A 20,036-nucleotide genomic window follows, 5' to 3' on the forward strand; every position below is an offset into this window, starting at 1 on the left:
AACACCCAGGTGTACCTCCTCGACAGGCACCTGCAGCCGGTGCCCGCGGGCGTCCCTGGCGAGCTCTTCATCTCCGGTGACGGTCTGGCCCGCGGCTACCTGGGCAGCTCCTCCCTCACCGCTGAGCGCTTCCTTCCCAATCCCTTCAGCGCCGCCCCCGGTGCGCGCATGTACCGCACCGGCGACCTCGCCCGTCACCGCCACGACGGCGTGCTCGAGTTCCTCGGCCGCATCGACAACCAGGTGAAGGTGCGTGGCTTCCGCATTGAACTGGCCGAGGTGGAGTCCGCCCTCCTCAGCCACGCTTCCGTGCGCGAGGCCGTGGTGGTGGCCCGTGAGGACTCCCCGGGCCTCAAGCGGCTGGTGGCCTACGTCACCGGTGACGCGCAGGCCCTGGGCACCGAGGCCCTGCGCGCCTTCCTCAAGCAGCGCCTGCCCGAGTACATGGTGCCCTCGGCCTTCGTGCACCTGGAGGCCCTGCCCCTCACCAGCCACGGCAAGGTGGACCGCAAGGCCCTGCCCGTCCCGGACTCCCGTCCCGAGCTGGCCCAGGCCTTCGTCGCGCCTCGCAATGACGTCGAGCAGAAGCTCGCCGCCGTCTGGGCCCGGGTGCTCCGCCTCGAGCGCGTGGGCGTCCACGACAACTTCTTCGAGCTAGGCGGCGACTCCATCTCCAGCCTGCAGGTCATCTCGCGCGCTCGTCAGGAGGGCCTGCACCTCTCGCCCCGGCAGCTCTTCCAGCACCAGACCATCGCCGAGCTGGCGCCCCGCCTCACCTCCTCCCAGGCCTCCCTCGCGGAGCAGGGGCTGGTCACCGGCCCCGTGCCGCTGACGCCCATCCAGCGTGCCTTCTTCGAGGAGAACCTGCCCCGGGCGCACCACTTCAACCAGTCGGTGCTGCTCGAGACGCGCGAGCCGCTCGACGCCGCGCTGCTCGAGCGCGCCCTCCAGAAGCTGGTGGAGCACCACGACGCGCTCCGCATGCACTTCGTCCAGGGGAACGGCGCCTGGCAGCAGCTCAACTCCGGGCTGGAACAGTCCGTCTCCCTGCTCCGGGTGGATCTCTCCTCCGTGCCGGAATCCGAGCAGGCCGCCGCGCTCGAGGCCGAGGCCTCCAAGCTCCAGGCTGGCTTCGAGCTCTCCAGCGGGCTCCTGTTGCGCGCGGCCCTCTTCCACCGCGGTCCCCAGCGCACCGGGCGGTTGTTCCTCGCCCTCCACCACCTCGTCGTGGACGCCGTCTCCTGGCGCACGCTGCTGGAGGACCTGGAGTCGTCCTACCTCGCGCTGCGCAAGGGCTCGGAGCCCGCGCTGCCTCCGAAGACGACGTCCTTCAAGGCCTGGGCGGAGCGGCTCGAGGCGCACGCGAGGTCCGGAGCCTTCCAACCGGAGCTGCCCTTCTGGCTCGCCGAGGGCCGCCCCGCGCCCGCGCCGCTACCCGTGGATGCCCGGGGTGAGAACACCCTCGCCTCGGCGCGCACCCTCCCGGTGTCGCTCGACGCCGAGGAGACGCGCCTGCTCCTGCAGGAAGTCCCCGCCGCATACCGCGCGCGCATCGACGACGTGCTGCTGGCCGCGCTGGCCGACAGCCTCTCTCGTTGGACGCACACGCCCCGCCTCCGTGTCGAGCTGGAGGGCCACGGGCGCGAGGACCTCTTCGACGACGTGGACCTGTCCCGCACCGTGGGCTGGTTCACCTCGGCCTATCCCGTGGACCTCGAGGTGCCCGCGAAGGCGAGCCCCGGCGACCTGCTGCGGGCCGTGCGCGATGGACTGCGCCAGCTTCCGGGCCACGGACTCGGCTACGGACTGCTGCGCCACCTCGGCGGTGACGCGGCCGAAGCCCTGCGCGCCCTCCCCGCCCCGCAGGTGTCCTTCAACTACCTGGGCCAGTTCGACTCCCTCGCGGCCGGCTCGACCCTCTTCGCCCTCGCCCACGAGCCGAGCGGCGCCACGCGCGCACAGGAGGCCCACCGCCGCCACGTCCTGGAGGTGAGCGGGCTCGTCATCGGCGGGCGCCTGGAGCTGAGCTTCACGTACAGCGAGAACCTCCACCACCGGGCCACCATCGAGGCGCTCGCGCGGGACTACGTCTCGGCGCTGCGCACGCTGATCTCCCGGAGGAGCTCCGAGGACGCGGCGCGCCGCACCCCGGCCGACTTCCCGCTCGCCAAGCTGGAGCAGACGGCGCTCGACAAGCTGCTGCGGCTCGTCCCGGCCGCCGAGGACATGTACCCGCTGTCCCCGATGCAGCAGGGCATGCTCTTCCACGTGCTGCTCACGCCCAGGTCGGGCGAGTACTTCGAGCAGATCACCTGGGCCATCCACTCGCGGCTCGACGTCCCGGCCTTCCGGCGTGCCTGGGAAGCGATGGTGGCGCGCCACCCCGCGCTGAGGACGTCCTTCCACTGGGAGGGGCTCGCCGAGCCGCTCCAGGTGGTGCACCCCCGGACGGAGCTGCCGTGGCGGGAGCTGGACTGGCGGGGGCTCTCGTCCGCCGAGCAGGAGGCGAAGCTGGAGGCCCTGCTGCGCGAGGATCGCGACACGGGTTTCGAGCTGACGCGCGCTCCGTTGATGCGCTTCTCCGTCATGCGGCTGGACGGGGGCGTGCACCGGATCGCCTGGAGCTTCCACCACCTCCTGCTCGACGGCTGGAGCCTGGGCGTGCTGCTCGAGGAGCTGTTCACCGCCTACGCGTCGCTCACCCGGGGCCAGACGCCCCGCCTGGACGCGGGCCCGGCCTACCGCGAGTACATCGCGTGGCTGCGGCGGCAGGATCTCTCGCGCGCCGAGGCGCACTGGCGGGAGGCGCTCGCGGGCATCTCCGCGCCGACGCCGCTGCCCGGTGAGCGGAAGTCCGGACAGCCGGGAGGCGTGCAGGACAAGGTCGAGCGGACGTGGGTCTTCCCGGCCTCGCTCACGGCGCGGCTGCAGGAGTTCGCACGGCGGCACCAGCTCACGCCCAACACGCTCATCCAGGCCGCCTGGGCCCTGCTGCTGAGCCGCTACAGTGGCGAGCGGGACGTCGTCTTCGGCACCACCGTGGCCGGCCGCCCGACGGAGCTGCCCGGCGCCGAGTCCACCATCGGCCTGTTCATCAACACGTTGCCCATCCGCGTGCGGCTCGCGCCCGAGGCGCTCGTGGTGCCCTGGCTCCAGGAGTTGCAGGCGCGGCAGGCCGAGCTGCGCCAGTACGAGCACAGCCCGCTGGTGCGCATCCAGGGCTGGAGCGACGTGCCCCGGGGCTCGCCGCTCTTCGAGAGCCTGCTCGTCTTCGAGAACTGGCTGGATGCCGCCGTGCGCGAGCGCACCGCGGGCCTGGACATCCGCGACCCCCGCGGCCTGGAGCAGACCACCTACCCGCTCAACGTGAACGTGCTGCCCGGGGAGGAGCTGGCCCTGCGGCTCTCGTACGACGCGCGGCGCTTCGACGGAGCCACCCTGGAGCGGGTGCTCGCGCAGTGGCAGACGGTGCTGACGTCCTTCGTGGAGCGGCCCGGCGCGCGGCTCTCCGAGGTCTCACTGCTCTCCTCCGAGGAGCAGCGCCAGCTCCTTACCGAGTGGAACGACACGAAGGCCGAGTTCCCGCGCGAGGCGTGCGCCCAGGAGCTCTTCGAGGCCCGGGCGGCGCGGACTCCCGACGCGCTCGCGGTCGCCTCCGGTGGCGAGCGGCTGACGTTCGGAGAGCTGAATGCACGGGCCAACCGGCTCGCCTGGCACCTGCGCGCGCGAGGAGTGGGGCCCGACGTGCGCGTGGGCTTGTGCCTGGAGCGCTCGCCGGAGCTCGTCGTGGGCCTGCTGGGCATCCTCAAGGCCGGCGGCGCCTACGTGCCGTTGGATCCCGAGTACCCGCACGAGCGGCTCACCTTCATGCTCGCGGACTCGCAGGTGCCGGTGCTCGTCACCCGCGAGGAGCTGGCGGATCGGCTCCCGGCCACGGGCACGCAGGTGCTCTGCCTGGACTCGGACGCGGCGGCGGTGGCCGCGGAGAGCGCGGAGAATCCCCCGCGCGTGACGTTGGCCGACAACCTCGCCTACGTCCTCTACACCTCCGGCTCCACGGGCAGGCCCAAGGGCGTGATGCTCGAGCACCGGGGGCTGGTGAACTACCTCGCGTGGTGCGCCAGGGCCTACGGGATGGCGGAGGGCGCGGGCGCGCCGGTGCACTCGCCGCTCGCCTTCGACCTCACCGTCACCAGTCTGCTGCTGCCACTCACCACGGGCCGTCCGGTCACGCTCGTTCCCGAGAGCGACGGTGTGGAGGGCCTGGGCGCGGCGCTGCGCTCGGGCTCGGACTTCAGCCTCGTCAAGCTGACGCCCACCCACCTCTCGCTCCTCTCCCAGCAGCTCTCCTCCGAGCAGGCCGCCGGCAGGACGCGCGCCTTCGTCATCGGTGGCGAGGCCCTCTCCTACGAGGCCCTCTCCTTCTGGCGCACCCACGCTCCGGCCACGCGCCTGCTCAACGAGTACGGCCCCACCGAGACCGTGGTCGGCTGCTGCGTCCACGAGGTGAGCGTGGCGGAGGCCTCCTCGGGCGCCGTGCCCATTGGCCGGCCCATCGCCAACGTCGAGCTGCACGTGCTCGACTCCGCGTTGCGGCTCGTCCCGGTGGGCGTCTCCGGCGAGCTCTACATCGGCGGCGTTCCCCTGGCGCGTGGCTACCTCGGCCGCCCGGACCTCACGGCCGAGAAGTTCGTTCCCCACCCCTTCAGCTCCACTCCTGGCGCCCGGCTCTACCGCACTGGCGACCTCGCCCGGCGCCGTGCCGATGGCGTGCTGGAGTTCCTCGGCCGAGCCGACGAGCAGGTGAAGGTCCGCGGCTTCCGCATCGAGCTGGGTGAAATCGAATCCGTGCTCGCCAGCCACCCCGCCGTGCGCGAAGCCGCCGTCGTGGTGCGCGAGGACGTCCCCGGCGACAAGCGCCTGGTGGCCTACGTGACGGGTGAAGCGAAGGACCTCGGCACACCGGAGCTGCGCCGCGTCCTCGAGTCCAAGCTGCCCGCGTACATGGTGCCCTCGGCCTTCGTCGTGCTCGAGGCCCTGCCCCTCACTCCCAACGGCAAGGTGGACCGCAAGGCCCTTCCCGCTCCGGATGGCCTGCCCTCGGAGACGCGGGACTTCGTCGCGCCCCGAGACGTCCTGGAGCTCCAGCTCGCCCAGGTCTTCGAGGAGGTGCTGGGAGCGGGCCCCGTCGGCGCGAAGAGCGACTTCTTCGAGCTGGGCGGGCACTCGCTGCTCGCGGTGCAGTTGCTGCGGCGCATCGAGCAGGCCACCGGCCAGTCCCTGCCCATGTCGGCGCTATTCGAGGGCGCCACGGTGGAGCACCTCGCGCACCTGCTGCGGCAGGAGCCGAGGCCCTGGACGCCACTGGTGCCCATGGGCCGCGAGGAAGGGGGACGTCCCTTCTTCTGCGTGCACCCGGTGGGCGGCAACATCCTGTGCTACGCGGAGCTGGCTCGCGCCCTGGGGCCGGAGCTGCGCTTCTACGGACTACAGGCACCGGGGCTCGAGGGAGAGCAGGCGCCGCTCGAGACATTCGAGGCCCTGGCGGCAACCTATGTGGCGGCGGTGCGCACCGTGCAGCCCCACGGGCCGTACCTGCTGGGAGGCTGGTCCATGGGAGGCGGGCTCGCCCTCGAAATGGCGCAGCAGCTCCAGCGGCAGGGCGAGCAGGTGGAGTTGCTCGCGGTCATCGACGGCTACGCCGGTGCTCCCGAGGGGCTGCTTCCGCCCGAGGACGCCGCCGCCGTCATGACGGCGCTCTTCGCCCAGCACCTCGCGGCCGTCACGGGCGAGGGCACGATGATGCCGGACGAGGCGCTCGCCGGAATGGAGCCGGAACAGATGCTCCAGCACCTGCTCGAGGAGGGGCGCAAGAGCGCGGCCGTGACGCCGGACACGGAGCTGCCCAGGCTGCGTGCCCTGCGTCAGGTCTTCGCGAGCAACCAGCGCGCGAGCGCGGCCTGGCGCCCGGGGCCCTACGCGGGCTCCATCGAGCTGTTCCGCACCACGGATCCGGGCAAGGACGTGGCGGACCAGGAGCGGAGCTGGAAGCAGCTGGCGCGGGACGGGGTGGTGGTCCATGACCTCCCGGGCGATCACTACTCGGTGCTGCGCGCGCCGCACGTCCAGCTGCTGGCCCGGCTGCTGAAGGAGAGCCTGGCGCGGATCCGGACTGGGGAAGAGGAGCAGGCGAAGCAGCGCGCGTAGCCGCGGCCGCATCGCTCGAAGGAACACGGGTATGGCAGACTTCCAGGTGTATCAATGACAGAGCCACGCGAAACGACCTCGGGCCCGAGCGACGACCAGGAGCTCGACCTCATCCTCGAACGAGACCCCCTCGGGGCGTACACCGCGATGGACGCGGCCACGCGAGAGCTGTACCGGCGGGCCTGCCACGAGCTGGCGTCCTGGTCGCGGAAGGACGCACTCACGGTCGCGCGCGAGGCGCTCCGCCTGAGCGAGGAGCGCGAGGCCAGTGATGAGCGCGGGCGTCACGTGGGAACGCAGCTCCTGGCCGAGGGACGGGCCGGGCTCGAGCTCCGCCTGGGCTGTCACGTCCCGCGAGCGGAGCGCACCACGCGGCTCCTGCGCCGGCACGCCCAGCGGGCCTATGTCGGCACACTGCTCGGGCTCCTGGCGCTGGCGCTGCTCGGGGTGGAGCGGGTCCTCGCGGCGCGGGGAATCGATGCGCCGCACCGCCTCCTCATGGTGGCCCTGCTCTCGGTCTCGTTCATCGACCTCATCCAGGACAGGGTCAACGCGGTGCTCTCGCGCCTGGTGGCTCCCCTGAAGACGTTGCCGAGGCTGGAGCCCCAGCGGGTGTTCACGCGAGACACCCGGACCATGGTCGTGACGCCGCTGCTCGTCACGAACGCGGAGGACCTCGAGACGCAGTTGCGGATGCTCGAGGTCAACTACCTGGGCAATGTCGAGCCCGAGCTGTACTTCGCGCTGCTGACCGACTTCCGCGATGCACCGGTGAAGGAGCAACCCGGTGAGAGGGAGCTGCTCGAGCGGCTGGAGCGAGGCATCCGGGAGCTCAACGAGCGGCATGGATACCGCGAGCAGCCGCGCTTCTTCTTCCTTCACCGCGAGAGGCGGTGGAACCCCGTCGCGGGCCGTTGGATGGGCTGGGAGCGCAAGCGTGGGAAGCTGGACGAGTTCAACCGGCTGGTGCTGGGAGCCCGGGACACGAGCTACACGGGCCCCGTGCCCGAGGTCGTCCACGGCGTGCGCTATGTCATCACGCTGGACGCGGACACGCACCTGCTGCCCGGGAGCGCGGCCCGGATGGTCGCGACGCTCCACCACCCGTTGAACCGGGCGCGGTTCGAGGCGACGGGCCAGCGGGTCGTCGCTGGCTATTCACTGCTCCAGCCGAGCTCCGAGGGCGAACCGACCCGGGAGCAGTGGCTGGCGTCGGGGGGCTGGCCCTTGTCGCTGATGCGGGAGAAGAAGGGGCCCCAGCCCGACATGCCGTGGGTCTTGCAGCAGCGCATGTTCGGGGTCGGTGACTTCCTCGGCAAGGGGCTCTACGACGTGGCCGCCTTCGCGCGCAGCCTCGAGGGGCGCTTCCCCGAGAACATCATCCTGAGTCACGACAAGATCGAGGGGATGTTCGCGCGCGTCGCGTTCGTCAACGACATCAAGCTGTTCGAGAGCACGCCGAGGAGCTACGCGGTCTTCGCGCGCATCTGGCACCGCTGGGTACGCGGCGACTGGCAGTTGCTGCCGTGGCTGTTTCCGCGAGTGCCGGCCCAGGAGGGCCGCCGCGTCGCGAACACCCTCCCCCTCATTGGCATCTGGAGGCTGCTGACGGATCTCCTGCGGAGCCTGCACTATCCCTGCTCGCTCCTGGTGCTCATGTATGGCTGGCTGTGGCTGCCCAACGGCGGCGGATGGGCGTGGACGCTCGGGGCCACGCTGTGGATGTGCCGCCATTCGTTCATCTTCGCCGTGGGACACATGCTGCGCACGCTCTGGAGCGCCCCGTCCTTCATGGCCCGCGTGCGCGCGGTGGTCGCGGTGGTTCCGGGCATCGTCATCAGCACCGTCATCAACATGGCGGCCGCCCTTCCCTCCGCGGGTCTCGTGCTCGACGCCATCCTCCGAGCCCTGTACCGGCTCGCGTTCGACCGGAGCCGGATGCTGGATTGGACGACGCACGCGCAGACGAACCGCGGGGCACGAGGCCTCTCCCTGCTCAAGCTTCCCGAAGTGTGGGGAGGCGCGTTCCTGGCGCTCGGCCTGGCGGGAGCCCTCGCGGCGTTCAACCCGTCGGCGCTGCCCTGGGCCTGTCCGCAGCTCCTCGCGTGGATTCCCTTCGTGGTGCTCAGCCTGAGGGAGCGCCCCACCCCCGTGGCGGTCCCCGTGCCTCCGCCCGCCCTGGACCGGCTGCGCGCCCTCGCGCGGGACTCCTGGGAGCGCTACGAGCAAGGAGCGCCCACCGGCGAGGCGCTCTCCCGGGGCGCGCCTGCCGCCGACGGTGCGAGCGGCGGCGAGTGGGAGGTTTCACCGACGGACCTGGCCCTGGGGCTCGTGGCCCCGGTGAGCGCGTACCACCTGGACTGCCTGAAGCTCGAGGAGCTCGTCTTCCGGCTCGAGGCCTCCCTGGCCGTCATCGAGGGCCTCGAGCGCCATCGTGGGCAGCTCCTGGATCGCTATGACCTGCGCGAGCGGCGGCCGGTGGGCCCGCGGCACCTCTCCACGTCGGAGGGTGGCGTGCTATCGGCGGCGCTCGTGATCGTCGAGAGTGGACTGAGGGCCGCGCGCGGGGCCGCCTCGGGCGAGGAGCAGAGGGCACGGCTCGAGCGAGTGGAAGCCCGGGCACGGACGCTGCGTGAGGAGATGGACTTCGCGTTCCTCTACGACGGCACGGCCCAACTGCTCCACGTCGGTTACGACGTCGAGTCAGGAAGGCTCGATGAAGCGCACCATGGGCTGCTCACCTCGGGGGCGATGCTGGCCGGCTTCATGGCGATCGCGCGCAAGCAGGTTCCGCTCCAACACTGGCTGGCCCTGGCCACGTCGGACCAGCGGCTGCGCGCGGCGGGAGCCCTCGCGACCGGGCGGAACGCGCTCGCCGAGCATCTGCTGCCGACCCTGTTCCTCTGGTGTCCCCCGAAGACGCTGCTCGCGCAGGCGGCGCGCGCCACGGTCGACGCCGGCCCCGTCCCACCGAACCACTCCGTGCTGGCACTGCGATTCCAGCCTCCTCCGGCGCTCGCGGCGAACCTCCAACGCGTGGCGGAGCTGGGTGTCCCGGCAGCCACCGGCGAGGCGGCCGCGCCGCGTGCACTCTCGAGCCGGGACCAGGCCATGACGCTCGCGGCCGTGACCAACCTGGTGTGTGACGACATCCTGATCCAGCACTTCCACCAGCACTGGCAGAACGCCTGGGTGGAAGCGCTGGTCTACGAAACGAAGGACGCATCATGACGAAGCCAGGCGCGACACCCGGAGCCGGCAACGAGTCCCTGCCTCGAGGCCGGTTGGCTTCGCTCAAGAACATCCTGCCCGTGCTGCACAGGGTCTGGGAGTCGGGTCCCGGAACGGTGATGGCCAACCTCGTGCTACGAGCGCTCGCGGCGTTGGTGCCCGTGGCGGTGCTGGTGGTGGCCCGGTGGATCATCGACGACGTGGTGAGCACGGTGGCGGCCCGGCAGGGGATGTCCAACCACCTCTGGGGGCTGCTCGCGCTGGAGCTCGCCCTCGCCGCGGCGGGCGCGATCCTCGGCCGCGCCATCATGTACTTCAACGTCATCCTCTCCGAGCGCTACACGCGGCACGTGAGCCTCCAGGTGATGGAGCATGCGTCGCGGCTGGATCTGGCGACCTACGAGGACCCCACCTTCCATGACCGGCTGGAGCGGGCGCGCGTCCAGGCCACCGACCGGATCGTCATGGTCGAGGCGATAGCCCGCTTCCTGCAGCAGACCCTCACCACGGTGAGCCTCTGCGTCGGCATCCTGGTGTTCTCTCCCTGGCTGCTGGTGCTCATCGTCGTCTGCCTGGTGCCGGCGGCCCTGGCGGAGGGCCGCTTCGGGTCGCAGTTCTACGCGCTGAGGTTCCGGCATACGCCGAAGCGGCGTGAGCTCGACTACCTGCGCCAGCTCGGTGCGAGCCGGGAGAGCGCGAAGGAGCTCAAGATCTTCGGGCTGAGCCCGTACCTGATGGACCGCTACTCACAGCTCTCGGGCGAGATCCTCGACGACATGGTGGCGCACTTCGGGCGCGCGTTCCGGAGCATGTCGCTGCTGTCGATCATCGGCACCCTGGGCTACTACGGCGCATATGCGCTCGCCGTGTACAAGGCGGCGCGAGGCGAGCTGAGCGTGGGCGAGCTGACGTTCCTGGCGGGCGCGATCGCGAACGCGAACCGGACCCTCCAGGAGATGTTCTCGACGGCGGTGGGGATCGCCGATCAGTCGCTGTACATCCACGACATGCTCGCGTTCTTCGCGGTGCAGCCCAGCCTGCGCTCGGGCCCGAGGGCGCTCAAGGTCCCCCGTCCCATCCGCCAGGGCTTCGAGTTCCGCGACGTCACCTTCACCTACCCGGGCCGGACGGAGCCGGTCCTCCAGAAGGCCACCTTCCGGCTGATCCCGGGCGAGCGGATCGCGCTCATCGGGGAGAACGGTCAGGGCAAGACGACGATCGTGAAGCTCCTGATGCGGCTCTACGATCCGACCGAGGGGCAGATCCTGCTCGATGGGGTGGATCTGCGCGAGTACGACCTCGAGGATCTCTGGCACGAGGTCGGGGTCATCTTCCAGGACTTCGCCCGCTACGAGATGACGGCGGCCCAGAACATCGCCGTGGGGCGCATCGAGCGGCGCGACAACCGGGCCATCATCGAGGAGGCCTCGCACAAGAGCCTGGCCAACACGGTGATTGATCGGCTGCCGGAGAGATACGAGCAGATGCTGGGCCGCCGCTTCGATGGAGGCGTCGATCTGTCGGGCGGGGAATGGCAGAAGATCGCGCTCGCGCGCGCGTACATGCGTGACGCGCAACTCCTCGTCCTGGACGAGCCCACGGCCGCGCTCGATGCCCGCGCCGAGCTCGACGTGTTCAACCGCTTCGGCGAGCTGGCGAGCGGCAAGATGGCGGTGCTCATCTCGCATCGCTTCTCGACCGTGCGCATGGCCGATCGCATCCTCGTCCTCAAGGGCGGGAAGATCATCGAGGAAGGACACCACGAGCAGCTCGTCGCGCTCGGTGGGAGCTACGCGACGATGTACGAGTTGCAGGCGTCGAGGTACCGCTGAGCCGCGCTCAGGCCGCCTTCCTGCGCTCGGCGGTCTCGCGCGCCAGCCGCTCGAGGGCCTCGAGGTCCAGGGCCTGGGAGCACAGCTGCTGGAGCTCCGCGGACACCTGCTTCACCATCCGTCTGGAAGAACTCGGCATGCCGGGCCTGGCGCGGAGGCAGGCCGAGCGCCGCTCGTGCCCGTTTCAGCGGCAGCAGCACGTCCATCACGCGGTGCACCAGCCCTGGCATGGACCCGCTCCCGGCGCAGGATGGGCTCCAGCTCCTCGGTGAAGTCCATGGCGCTCTCGACCACGTCGCGCCGGAAGAACCAGCCCACGTAGAGCATCTGGGGAATGCGGAGCAGCCGGGAGCGCCTGAGCCACCGCGGCATGGACTCGAAGGAGGCGTGCATCCGCGCCCCCAGCTCACGGTAGCGCTGGTGGGGCACCATCTCCGCTCCGGAGGCCTCCACGTCGGCTCTCGCCGAAGCCTCCGTGTACACCAGCACCCGGTGCCCCCGGGCCACGAGCCAGATCGAGCACACTCAGCAGGTGGCTCTTGGTCATGCCCTGCTCGTACGGCGAGATCATCAGAAAGGTCGACTGCATGCAGCACGGCTCCTGGGTGCCCCGGGCAGAGAAATCCTACCCGCAGCCCCACCACGAACCACGGCCGAGCAGTGACAGGGCCACGGTGCGGCCGGAAGCTGGGGAGAAACCCCGAAGGGCTCAGGAACCGGTACGACGCAGCTCCCGGCTGGACTCCTGCGTCTTGCGCATCAGCTCCTGCTCCACGGACTCGTAGAGCGCGCGCACGTTGGCCGCGCCGAAGCCCGACGCTTCCTTGCGCTGGATGACCTCGAAGAAGAGCGTGCGCCGGTCGTGCTGCGAGCGGGTGAAGACCTGGAGCAGGTAGCCATCGCCCTCGCGGTCCACGAGCACATTGCCCGCGCGGAGCACCTCCACGTCCTCGGCCAGCGTACCCACGCGGCCCGGCAGCGCCTCGTAGTAGCCGGGGGGGGTGTCCAGGAAGGGCACCTGGTGCTGGCTCATCGCGCGGATGGACTCGAGGATGTCGTCGCACAGGAAGGCGAGGTGCTGCGCGCCCGGGCCTCGGTGGTTGCCCAGGAACTTGTCGATCTGCCCCGGGAGCTTGCCGGCCATCGGCTCCATCATGGGGAAGCAGACGCGGCCGGAGGCGTCCTGCACCACCTTGGAGTTCATGCCGCCATGGGCCGTCTCCACGTTCTCCTCGTGGGTCTCGCGGAGGCCGAAAATCTGGGAGTAGGCGCGCACCGTGTCATCGAGCGAGCCCGGCAGCAGGCACAGGGCCACGTGGTCGAGCGTCGCCAGGATCTCGCGCTCGGGGGCCGCGGACACCACCGGCTGGAAGCGGCCCGGCCAGAAGTCCGTCTCGGGCGCGTCGCGCTGGATGAAGGAGTGCACCACGTCGCCCACCGGCGAGGCCACCGTCGCCTGGATCAGGCGTCCGTGGGGGCCCTCGAACACTCGGGGCTGACGCACCGGCTGAGCGCCCCGCCGCACGGCCTCCTGGAAGGCGGCCGCCGCATCCGGGACGGCCAGCGCGATGTCCTTCACCCCGTCGCCGTGCACCGCGACGTAGTCGGCGACCTCGTCCCCCTCCACCAGCGTCTGGGTGAGCACCAGACGGATGCGGCCCTGCTGGAGCAGGAGGCTGCGGCGGCCCGGCCGCCCGGTCTCTGGCCCGGCCCGGCCCGTCACCCGGAAACCGAAACCGGAGCAGAAGGGTCTGGCCGCTTCCTCCAGGTTGCCCACGTACAGCTCGAGATGATCGATTCCTTTGAAGTCCAAGGGCCGCTCTCTTCCGCAGCGTCACCAGGCTACGAACCAGACCGTCTGGCGGGTGCACTGCGCGTGCGCAACTTGGACTGTACTTTTACACACCCAGAGACAAATGGGAATACCGATAAGCCAAGTAAATCATGGAGGAGCGGTTCTCCCCCTAGTAGCAGGAGGTCCCACCAAGGCCCCCTGAGCTCTCGGCCCCTTCGGGTGCCCATCGCCCGGAGGCCTCGCCAGGAGACGTTCCACCTCCAGGAGGGGGTGCTCGAGCGTGCTTCGTGCGTGGGTTTCCACCTCTCGCGTCGGGAGCTGGAGCCGGTCTCTCGACTGCTGGACGACGTCGACGCACATGGGCATCCCGTCAAGGCCGCCGCTGTTATATAGCGACCGCCATGCTTGAAACCGTCGCCAAGGGCTTCAGAGCCGCCAAGAACCGCCTCGCGGGCAAGAGTGAAATCACCCCGGAGATGGTGGACGAGTCACTCCGCGACATCCGCGTCTCCCTGCTCGAGGCGGATGTCGCCTTCGATGTGGTGAAGAAGTTCGTCGCGCGGGTGCGCGAGAAGGCCGTGGGCGAGGTCGTGCAGACGACCCTCACCGACAAGGCCGGCCGCAAGCACCGCGTCTCGGCGGGCGACCACTTCGTGAAGATCTGCCACGACGAGCTCGAGGCCTTGATGGGGCCGGTGGACACGAGCCTCCAGCTCAAGCCCAAGGACCAGGTCAGCGGCATCATGATGGTGGGCCTGCAGGGCTCGGGTAAGACGACGACCACGGGCAAGCTCGCCAGCAAGCTGCTCAAGGAGGGCCGCAAGCCCCTGCTGGTGGCGGCGGACATCTACCGCCCGGCGGCCGTGGATCAGCTGAAGGTGTTGGGCGAGCGGCTGAAGGTGCCGGTGTACTTCGAGCCCAACGTGCCGCCGCCGGAGCTGGCCAAGCGCGGGTATGCCGCGGCGCGCGAGCAGAAGTGCGACGTGGTGCTCATCGACACCGCGGGCCGTCTGGCCATCGACGAGGCGTTGATGACCGAGCTGGAGGCCATCAAGGGCACCGTCCGGCCGGACAACATCCTGCTGGTGTGCGACGCGATGATCGGCCAGGACGCGGTGCGCACGGCGGCCGAGTTCGATCGGCGGCTGAGCCTGGACGGCTTCATCCTCACCAAGCTGGACGGTGACGCGCGTGGTGGCGCGGCGTTGTCCATCAAGGAGGTGACGGGCAAGCCCATCAAGTTCCTGGGCATGGGCGAGTCGATGGACAAGCTCGAGGAGTTCCGCCCGGACGGACTGGCGAGCCGGATTCTGGGCTTCGGCGACATCGTCGGCCTGATGAAGGACTTCGAGGGCGTCGTCGACGAGAAGAAGGCGGCCGAGGACGCGCAGAAGCTCCTGTCGGGCAACTTCTCGATGAAGGACTTCGTCGAGCAGATCCGCATGGTGCGGAAGATGGGTCCGCTGAAGGACCTGCTCGACAAGTTCCCGCTCTTCGGCGAGATGACCGAGCAGCTCAATCCGGACGAGACGGAGCTGACGAAGATCGAGGCGATGTACGACTCGATGACGGAGCAGGAGCGCCTGCGTCCGCAGCTCATCAACGAGAACCGGGTGAAGCGCATCGCGAAGGGGAGCGGGCGCAAGACGGAGGACGTGCGCGAGCTGCTGCAGAAGTTCGGGATGATGCAGCAGGTGATGGGGACGATTGGCCAGAACCCGGGCCTGCTGGGCCGCATCCCGGGCTTCAAGCAGATGGGTCAGCTGGCACAGATGAAGAACATGGACCTGTCGAGCGTCTTCGGGAAGGACCCGAAGATGATGGAGAAGGCCATGGCGGGGATGGGGATGGGCGGGATGCCGATGCAGCTGCCGCAGATCGCCCCGGGCTACACGCCGCCGATGGGCCAGGCGGCCATGGCGAAGGCGCGCATGATGGGCTACGCGCCGCCGTCGGCCGCGGGCAAGGCGGAGAACAAGGACGCCATCCGCGAGCGCCGCAAGCGCGAGAAGGAAAACAAGAAGAAGAACCGGAAGAAGAAGTAGCCGCCGCTCCGAAGAGGAGCGACACGAACGCGCCGCTCAGGAGCCCTCCGTGGGGTCTCCTGGAGCGGCGCGGGTGTTTCGAGGACCTACTTCTGCGCGGTCGGAGCGGTGGCCTGGGTATCGGCGGCCTTGGGATTGGCCGCCTTCGAGGTCTTGGCGCGCTTCTCGGCCATCTTGCGCGCGGCCGTGGCCTCGGCCTGCTCGTGCGTCTGCCCCTTGGCGAGGGCGTCGAGCTTCGCCTTCACGTGCTCCGAGCAGGCCAGCGCCGCGGAAGGAGCGGTCAGGGAGAGGGCCAGGGAAACAAGGAGCGCGCGCGTCATGGAGCACCTTTCTGTGCGAGTAGGTTGCTGACTCTGACGGCGGGCGCTCGGGTTTATTCAGCCCTGGCGCTTGGGCACTACGAGCCCCCGGGAGAGCCGGCGCAGCACGCGCCGCTTCTGCCGGCGCTTGTAGAGCTTGTGCGCGTTCTCCCCTTCCTCGTTCTGCCGGGAGGTCTCCTCGTCCATGATCTGGAACTCCACGAGGGTGAAGACCGTCCGGTTCTTGCGCTCGCGAAGGTCCTCCTCTGGGGGCGGCAGGAAGGCATCCATCCGCAGCGGCACATCCACGACGAAGTTCAGTGCCCGATAGGTGCTGCCCGAGAACAGGTTGCGAGCGCGATCCTCACGGTCCTCGTAATCGAGGTCCAGGTGCAGCTGCTGGGTGTGCTGCTGCAGGTGGGGGTTCTCCTCGAGCACGGACTTGAACGAGATGAGGGTGTTCTCCGTCTGCCCGGGAACGACGAAGTTGAATGGGAACAGGTGCTGGGTGAGGAAGTGCACGATCGGAAGAATCTCCGGGCGTGTCTTCGTGATGATGCGGAAGCGGGTCCGGTCGTAGATTTGTGCAGCGACCGTCTCCTTCTTGGCCAGCAGCTTGGTGATGAGGGACTCTCGCGTCTTGATCGAGTGGGCGAACTCGACGACGGGGATCCCCTTGTCGCGAAGCAACTGCGCCACGCCCAGCACCTTGGTCGTCGCCAGCTCGGACAGGTCCGCCTCCGAGACCGGCAGGCGGTGGAGGAGATCCCGGCCCTCGATGTGCTGGATGACGTGCATCACCTTGAGCACGATGCAGGCGATGCGGCGGTGCCTGGGCAATCCCTTGACGCCCGAGGAGAAGAGGAAGAGGTCGTGGATCTCCTCCGGGTTCGCCACCGCATCCGCGACCCGGTAGTCGAACGTACGCCGCAGGTACTCGACCGCGTCGCCCAGCACCGTGCGAGCCCAGGCCTCATCGTGAGGCCGGCTGGTGTCGATCTGGCAGAGCCGAAGGAAACGGTCGACCTCGTCGCGGGTCTGGAAGTGCATCCGCCGCCAGTCGATGACCGACCCCCCCCGGAGAATGAGCCTGATGCGCTCAAGTTCACGGAGGCCCATGTCCGCTACCGTGCAAACGGGGAGATCAGGGAGTTCGGATTGCGGGGGCTTGGACGTCACGACCGACTTCATACCGAAAGCGAACACCTTCGGCTTGGGGAAAAAGAGTTTACGACGCGGTGCACCAAGTCCCTGTGACTGCTCGCTCCGTCCGGCACCACTCGGGCACCCGGACGAATACTCCAGCCCAAAAAGGGAAGCTCCCTCCCGGGAAAACCCGGGAAGGAGCTTCTTTGCAACGGCAGCAGGTTGCTTGCGGAGACTACCAGCTCACGCAGACGACGTTGCTGGTCGCACCCGTCTCATCGGCGATGTAGATGGCGCCCGTGGCCGTGGCGGGGCCACAGAAGCCAATCACCATCGAGCCCTGAGTCGCGTTCGCGGGAGGATCACGATCCGAGAAGCTCGGGCCAATGAAAGAGGCGCTCGCATTGAGCTTGCCCTTCACGTGGTTCTGCAGGTCCGTGAAAGCCGTGTGGCTCGTGAGCTTGTTCGGAGCATAGAAGGTGATCGTGATACGCCCGGCGGGCCCGCCATCACCACACTGGGTCGTCTTGCTGGTGGTGGTCAGCTTCTCAGCGACCGCCGAAACGATGACCGGGGCCTTCGCCGTCGTCTTGTCCCAAGTCGGCGCGCCAGTGGCCTGGGAGCAGGTCCCCACAGCAGCCGCCTCGCACTTGTTGGTGGAGGACGAGCAGACATTCCCGTAGCTGCAGGTGTCCGGCTGATTGGCCGGGTTGCAACTGGTCTCCACCGGCGTGGTGCCCTTCGGCACGCAGATCTTCGCGGTGGGCGAGCACTCCAGGTTCGATGCATCCGACACGCGCTCGTCGCTCGCGCAGAACGTCGTGTCCGGGGTGCACTTGCAGATCTTCGTGGTGTTGGTGGCGCTCACCGCCTCGCAGGTCTTCGCCGAGCTGGGGCAGTCCGAGCCATTGCCGCTCGGACAGGTCTGCGCGCACACCTTGGCATCCGGGTGACAGATCTCGTTCTCGAGGCAGTCCGCGTCGGTGGAGCACGTCAGGCTCTCACGACCATCACCACCGCACGCCGTCAGCATCATGCCCATCGCGCCCAGCGCAGCGAGCATCAACGTCATCTTCCGAAGCTGCATGTTTCGACTTCCTCCTGAATGGATTACGTCGCACGAGGCGGGCCGCCGACCACTCACTCAGGCCCCCTCTGTCCTGCAGCGCGCGGCTTAGTCCCGGCACTCCAGGGGTGTCAACGAATGTCGACACGTCCTGCGACGCATCCTGTCAGGAGGGAATTCTGCAGCCGTGAAGCGGACAGTCGTACGAGTCAATTGACACAAACGTGACTGTCCACTTCCCGGATGATTAGAACGTGAACGGGAAATCGATGGGGTCGCCCTGCACCCGGTGCTTCGGGAAGTTCCAGCCCTTGATCAACCCGGAGATGCAGCTCGCCATGTAGGTCGAGCGGAACTCCGACGTCTGGCACGACACGTTCTTCGTCTTGCCGTTCGTCTGGATCGTCCAGCGCATCACCAGCTTCCCGCTCAGGCCCGGATCCTTCTTCTTCTGCTCGTTCACGCACTTGATGATCGCCGGCTTGTTCGCCAGCACCACCTGCATGATGTCCGACTGCCCGAGCTTCTCGAGCGCCGCCCCACCACCGCCAGGCTCCGGCGGAATGTAGGCCGTACGGCCGTTCGCCGAGGCCGTGTCGGGCTTGGTGCCACCGCTCGGCTTCTTCGCCCCGAAGAGCTCGTCGAACTCGTCATCCGCGCTCCCACCACTCTTGCCCGAGGGCGGCGGCTTGCTGGTGGGACGCGGCGCCGGCTCCTCGTCGTCCTTGCTCGCCGTGCTGTGCGACACCGGACGGGTGGTCGTGGTGGGGGTCCGCTTGGTGCTCGGCACCTCGGCGCGAGCGACCTGCTGCGGCTCCGTCTTGGCCGACTCGGCGGGCTTCACCGGCTCGGAGGGCGGAGGCGTCGGATTCGCCGCGGGTGCGGTCCCCGGGGTGCCCGCGGCCGCAACCGCCGGAGCGGTCGTGGGCGCGGTCGCCGGCGCCGTGGCCGGCTGGGCCGTGGTGCCCGCCGCGGGCGGGGTGTTCTGCGCCGTGGCCGCGGGAGGCGGCGGCATAGGCGGTAGCTCCGCCGGCTTCGACGGAGCCTGAGCCACCTGCTGCGGCTGCGTCACCACGGGCTGCACGGGCTGCGCGGCGGGACGGGTCGCGAAGAAAATGCCCACGCCACCCACGAGCAACACCACGCCCACCGCGATGCCGATGATCATCCCCATCTTGCCGCCCTGCTTGGGCGCGGGAGCCGCCGGCGGATAACCGGGGTACGCCTGTGGATGCGGCTGCGCATACTGCTGGGGAGGCGGATACGGCTGGGCCATGGGCTGCGCGTACGCCTGCGGATGCGGCTGCGCATACGCGGGCGCCGGCTGCATGTACGGCGCGGGCGGCTCGGCCATCAACGGGCTCTGCGCCGCCACGGGCGCGGGCTCCGGCGGAGGCACGTCGAGCAGCCCCGAGGCCGCGGGCTTCGCCCTCTCCTCCACCACCGGCGAGGCCTTGGGCGCCGGCTTCGACAGCGCCTCGTTCTCCTCCTTCACCAGCGAGGCCAGCACGCTCGCGGCCGAGGGCTTCCAGCCCGAATCCTGCGCGGACGGGGCCACGGGCGCCGGAGTGTCGGCCTTGGGCGACTTCGAGAAGCCACCGCCCGCGCTGAAGGCGGACTCCACCGGACCGGACGCCACCGGCGAGGACGACACCACCGGCGCCGGCTCCACGATGACGGGCCGGGTCGGGCGCGGCGCCAGCACCGACGCCAGCTCGCTGGCCTCCGACAGGGGAATCCAGTCGCTGAAGCCCGCGCGCCAGCACAGGCTGTCCGGACCGACCTCGCCCCGCTCCCAGTAGTCCTTCACCTTCTCGAGCGAGAGCGGACCCACCTGCTTCTCGTCGATGGCGACGAACCACTCGTGCGCGGCCGCGGGCTTGATGCTGCCCGTCTCGGCCTCGGCCAGCTTGCGCACCGTCTCGCCCGCGTCCGACAGGGCGGAGGCGTCCAGCGGGGCGGGGCCGTCACCGACCTTCTCGCCCGCGGGAATCCGGTGGGAGCCCGAGTTGAGCACCTGGTCGAACACAGCCCCGAGCTCGTCATCCTCGACGCCACTGAAGATGCCGCCCTCGGGAGGCGTGCCCAGGGACGCGGGCAGCCCGAAGCCGTCGCTGTTCGATTGGCCCTGGGACGCAGCCGCACCGCCAGCGGCCTCACCGCTCGTCCCCTCCTCCTTCGCCGGCGCGGAGCCGGCGGGGCGGACCACGATGTTGTAGCCGCACTTCTTGCAACGAACCTTGACGCCCTTCGCGCCGACCTTGTCGTCGCTAATCATGTACTGCGCGCGGCAGCTATCGCAGACGAAACGCATCGTTCCCCGCAACTGTCAGAAATGACGGGAGAAAACCCGCCGGAATCGTAGAGGTGGTACCCGGGGGGGTCAAGGATGCCATCCAGGCCCGCCCGGTTGCC

10 protein-coding genes are annotated in these 20,036 nt (G+C 69.5%); 4 read left to right on the forward strand and 6 right to left on the reverse strand.

What is annotated here, in order from left to right:
- The 3 genes from ACJ8AN_RS27870 to ACJ8AN_RS27880 all read left to right on the forward strand — a co-directional run.
- Nucleotides 1-6,207 (forward strand): amino acid adenylation domain-containing protein (locus ACJ8AN_RS27870; RefSeq protein WP_407758530.1); only part of this gene is annotated, 6,207 nt, incomplete at its 5' end.
- 54 nt (nt 6,208-6,261) lie between these two features.
- Nucleotides 6,262-9,438, forward strand: a complete 3,177-nt coding sequence (locus ACJ8AN_RS27875) for a hypothetical protein (protein ID WP_407758531.1) — start codon at nt 6,262-6,264, stop codon at nt 9,436-9,438.
- Complete coding sequence (locus tag ACJ8AN_RS27880; protein WP_407758532.1) at nt 9,435-11,270, forward strand: ABC transporter ATP-binding protein; 1,836 nt, start codon at nt 9,435-9,437, stop codon at nt 11,268-11,270. The genes ACJ8AN_RS27875 and ACJ8AN_RS27880 overlap by 4 nt, the downstream gene beginning before the upstream one ends.
- Before the next feature lie 111 nt (nt 11,271-11,381).
- Here the strand turns inward: ACJ8AN_RS27880 and ACJ8AN_RS27885 are convergent, their stop codons facing one another.
- Nucleotides 11,382-11,795, reverse strand: coding sequence for a hypothetical protein (locus ACJ8AN_RS27885; protein ID WP_407758533.1), 414 nt, complete (start codon nt 11,793-11,795; stop codon nt 11,382-11,384).
- Nucleotides 11,796-11,979: 184 nt separating this feature from the next.
- Nucleotides 11,980-13,083, reverse strand: a complete 1,104-nt coding sequence (gene hppD, locus ACJ8AN_RS27890) for a 4-hydroxyphenylpyruvate dioxygenase (protein ID WP_407758534.1) — start codon at nt 13,081-13,083, stop codon at nt 11,980-11,982.
- Between the two features lie 383 nt (nt 13,084-13,466).
- Here hppD and ffh point away from each other — a divergent pair, with 383 nt between their 5' ends.
- Nucleotides 13,467-15,110 (forward strand): signal recognition particle protein, encoded by a 1,644-nt coding sequence (gene ffh / locus ACJ8AN_RS27895; RefSeq protein WP_407758535.1) that lies wholly within the window; start codon nt 13,467-13,469, stop codon nt 15,108-15,110.
- An 86-nt stretch (nt 15,111-15,196) separates the two neighbouring features.
- Here ffh and ACJ8AN_RS27900 read toward each other — a convergent pair whose 3' ends face one another.
- The 4 genes from ACJ8AN_RS27900 to gltJ form a co-directional block, all read right to left on the reverse strand.
- A complete protein-coding gene (locus tag ACJ8AN_RS27900) occupies nt 15,197-15,430 on the reverse strand; it encodes a hypothetical protein (protein WP_407758536.1) in 234 nt (77 codons plus the stop codon).
- Between the two features lie 57 nt (nt 15,431-15,487).
- The gene (locus ACJ8AN_RS27905; RefSeq protein ID WP_407758537.1) at nt 15,488-16,528 is read right to left on the reverse strand and encodes a TIGR04552 family protein; all 1,041 of its coding nucleotides are present in this window, start codon (nt 16,526-16,528) and stop codon (nt 15,488-15,490) included.
- A 262-nt stretch (nt 16,529-16,790) separates the two neighbouring features.
- Nucleotides 16,791-17,642 carry a hypothetical protein gene (locus ACJ8AN_RS27910; RefSeq protein ID WP_407758538.1) on the reverse strand — a complete coding sequence of 284 codons (852 nt, stop codon included), beginning with the start codon at nt 17,640-17,642 and terminating at the stop codon, nt 16,791-16,793.
- A gap of 226 nt (nt 17,643-17,868) precedes the next feature.
- Complete coding sequence (gltJ, locus tag ACJ8AN_RS27915; RefSeq protein WP_407758539.1) at nt 17,869-19,935, reverse strand: adventurous gliding motility protein GltJ; 2,067 nt, start codon at nt 19,933-19,935, stop codon at nt 17,869-17,871.
- Nucleotides 19,936-20,036 lie beyond the last annotated feature (101 nt).

Source organism: Archangium sp. (genome assembly GCF_045802675.1).
In the GTDB taxonomy this organism is placed as follows: domain Bacteria; phylum Myxococcota; class Myxococcia; order Myxococcales; family Myxococcaceae; genus Archangium.

Coding starts and splice junctions, on each gene's coding strand:
- ACJ8AN_RS27880 (WP_407758532.1), top strand. CDS start 9,435: ATGACGAAGCCAGGCGCGACACCCGGAGCCGGCAACGAGTCCCTGCCT.
- gltJ (WP_407758539.1), bottom strand. CDS start 19,935: ATGCGTTTCGTCTGCGATAGCTGCCGCGCGCAGTACATGATTAGCGAC.
- ACJ8AN_RS27875 (WP_407758531.1), top strand. CDS start 6,262: ATGACAGAGCCACGCGAAACGACCTCGGGCCCGAGCGACGACCAGGAG.
- ACJ8AN_RS27905 (WP_407758537.1), bottom strand. CDS start 16,528: ATGGGCCTCCGTGAACTTGAGCGCATCAGGCTCATTCTCCGGGGGGGG.
- ACJ8AN_RS27910 (WP_407758538.1), bottom strand. CDS start 17,642: ATGCAGCTTCGGAAGATGACGTTGATGCTCGCTGCGCTGGGCGCGATG.
- ffh (WP_407758535.1), top strand. CDS start 13,467: ATGCTTGAAACCGTCGCCAAGGGCTTCAGAGCCGCCAAGAACCGCCTC.
- ACJ8AN_RS27900 (WP_407758536.1), bottom strand. CDS start 15,430: ATGACGCGCGCGCTCCTTGTTTCCCTGGCCCTCTCCCTGACCGCTCCT.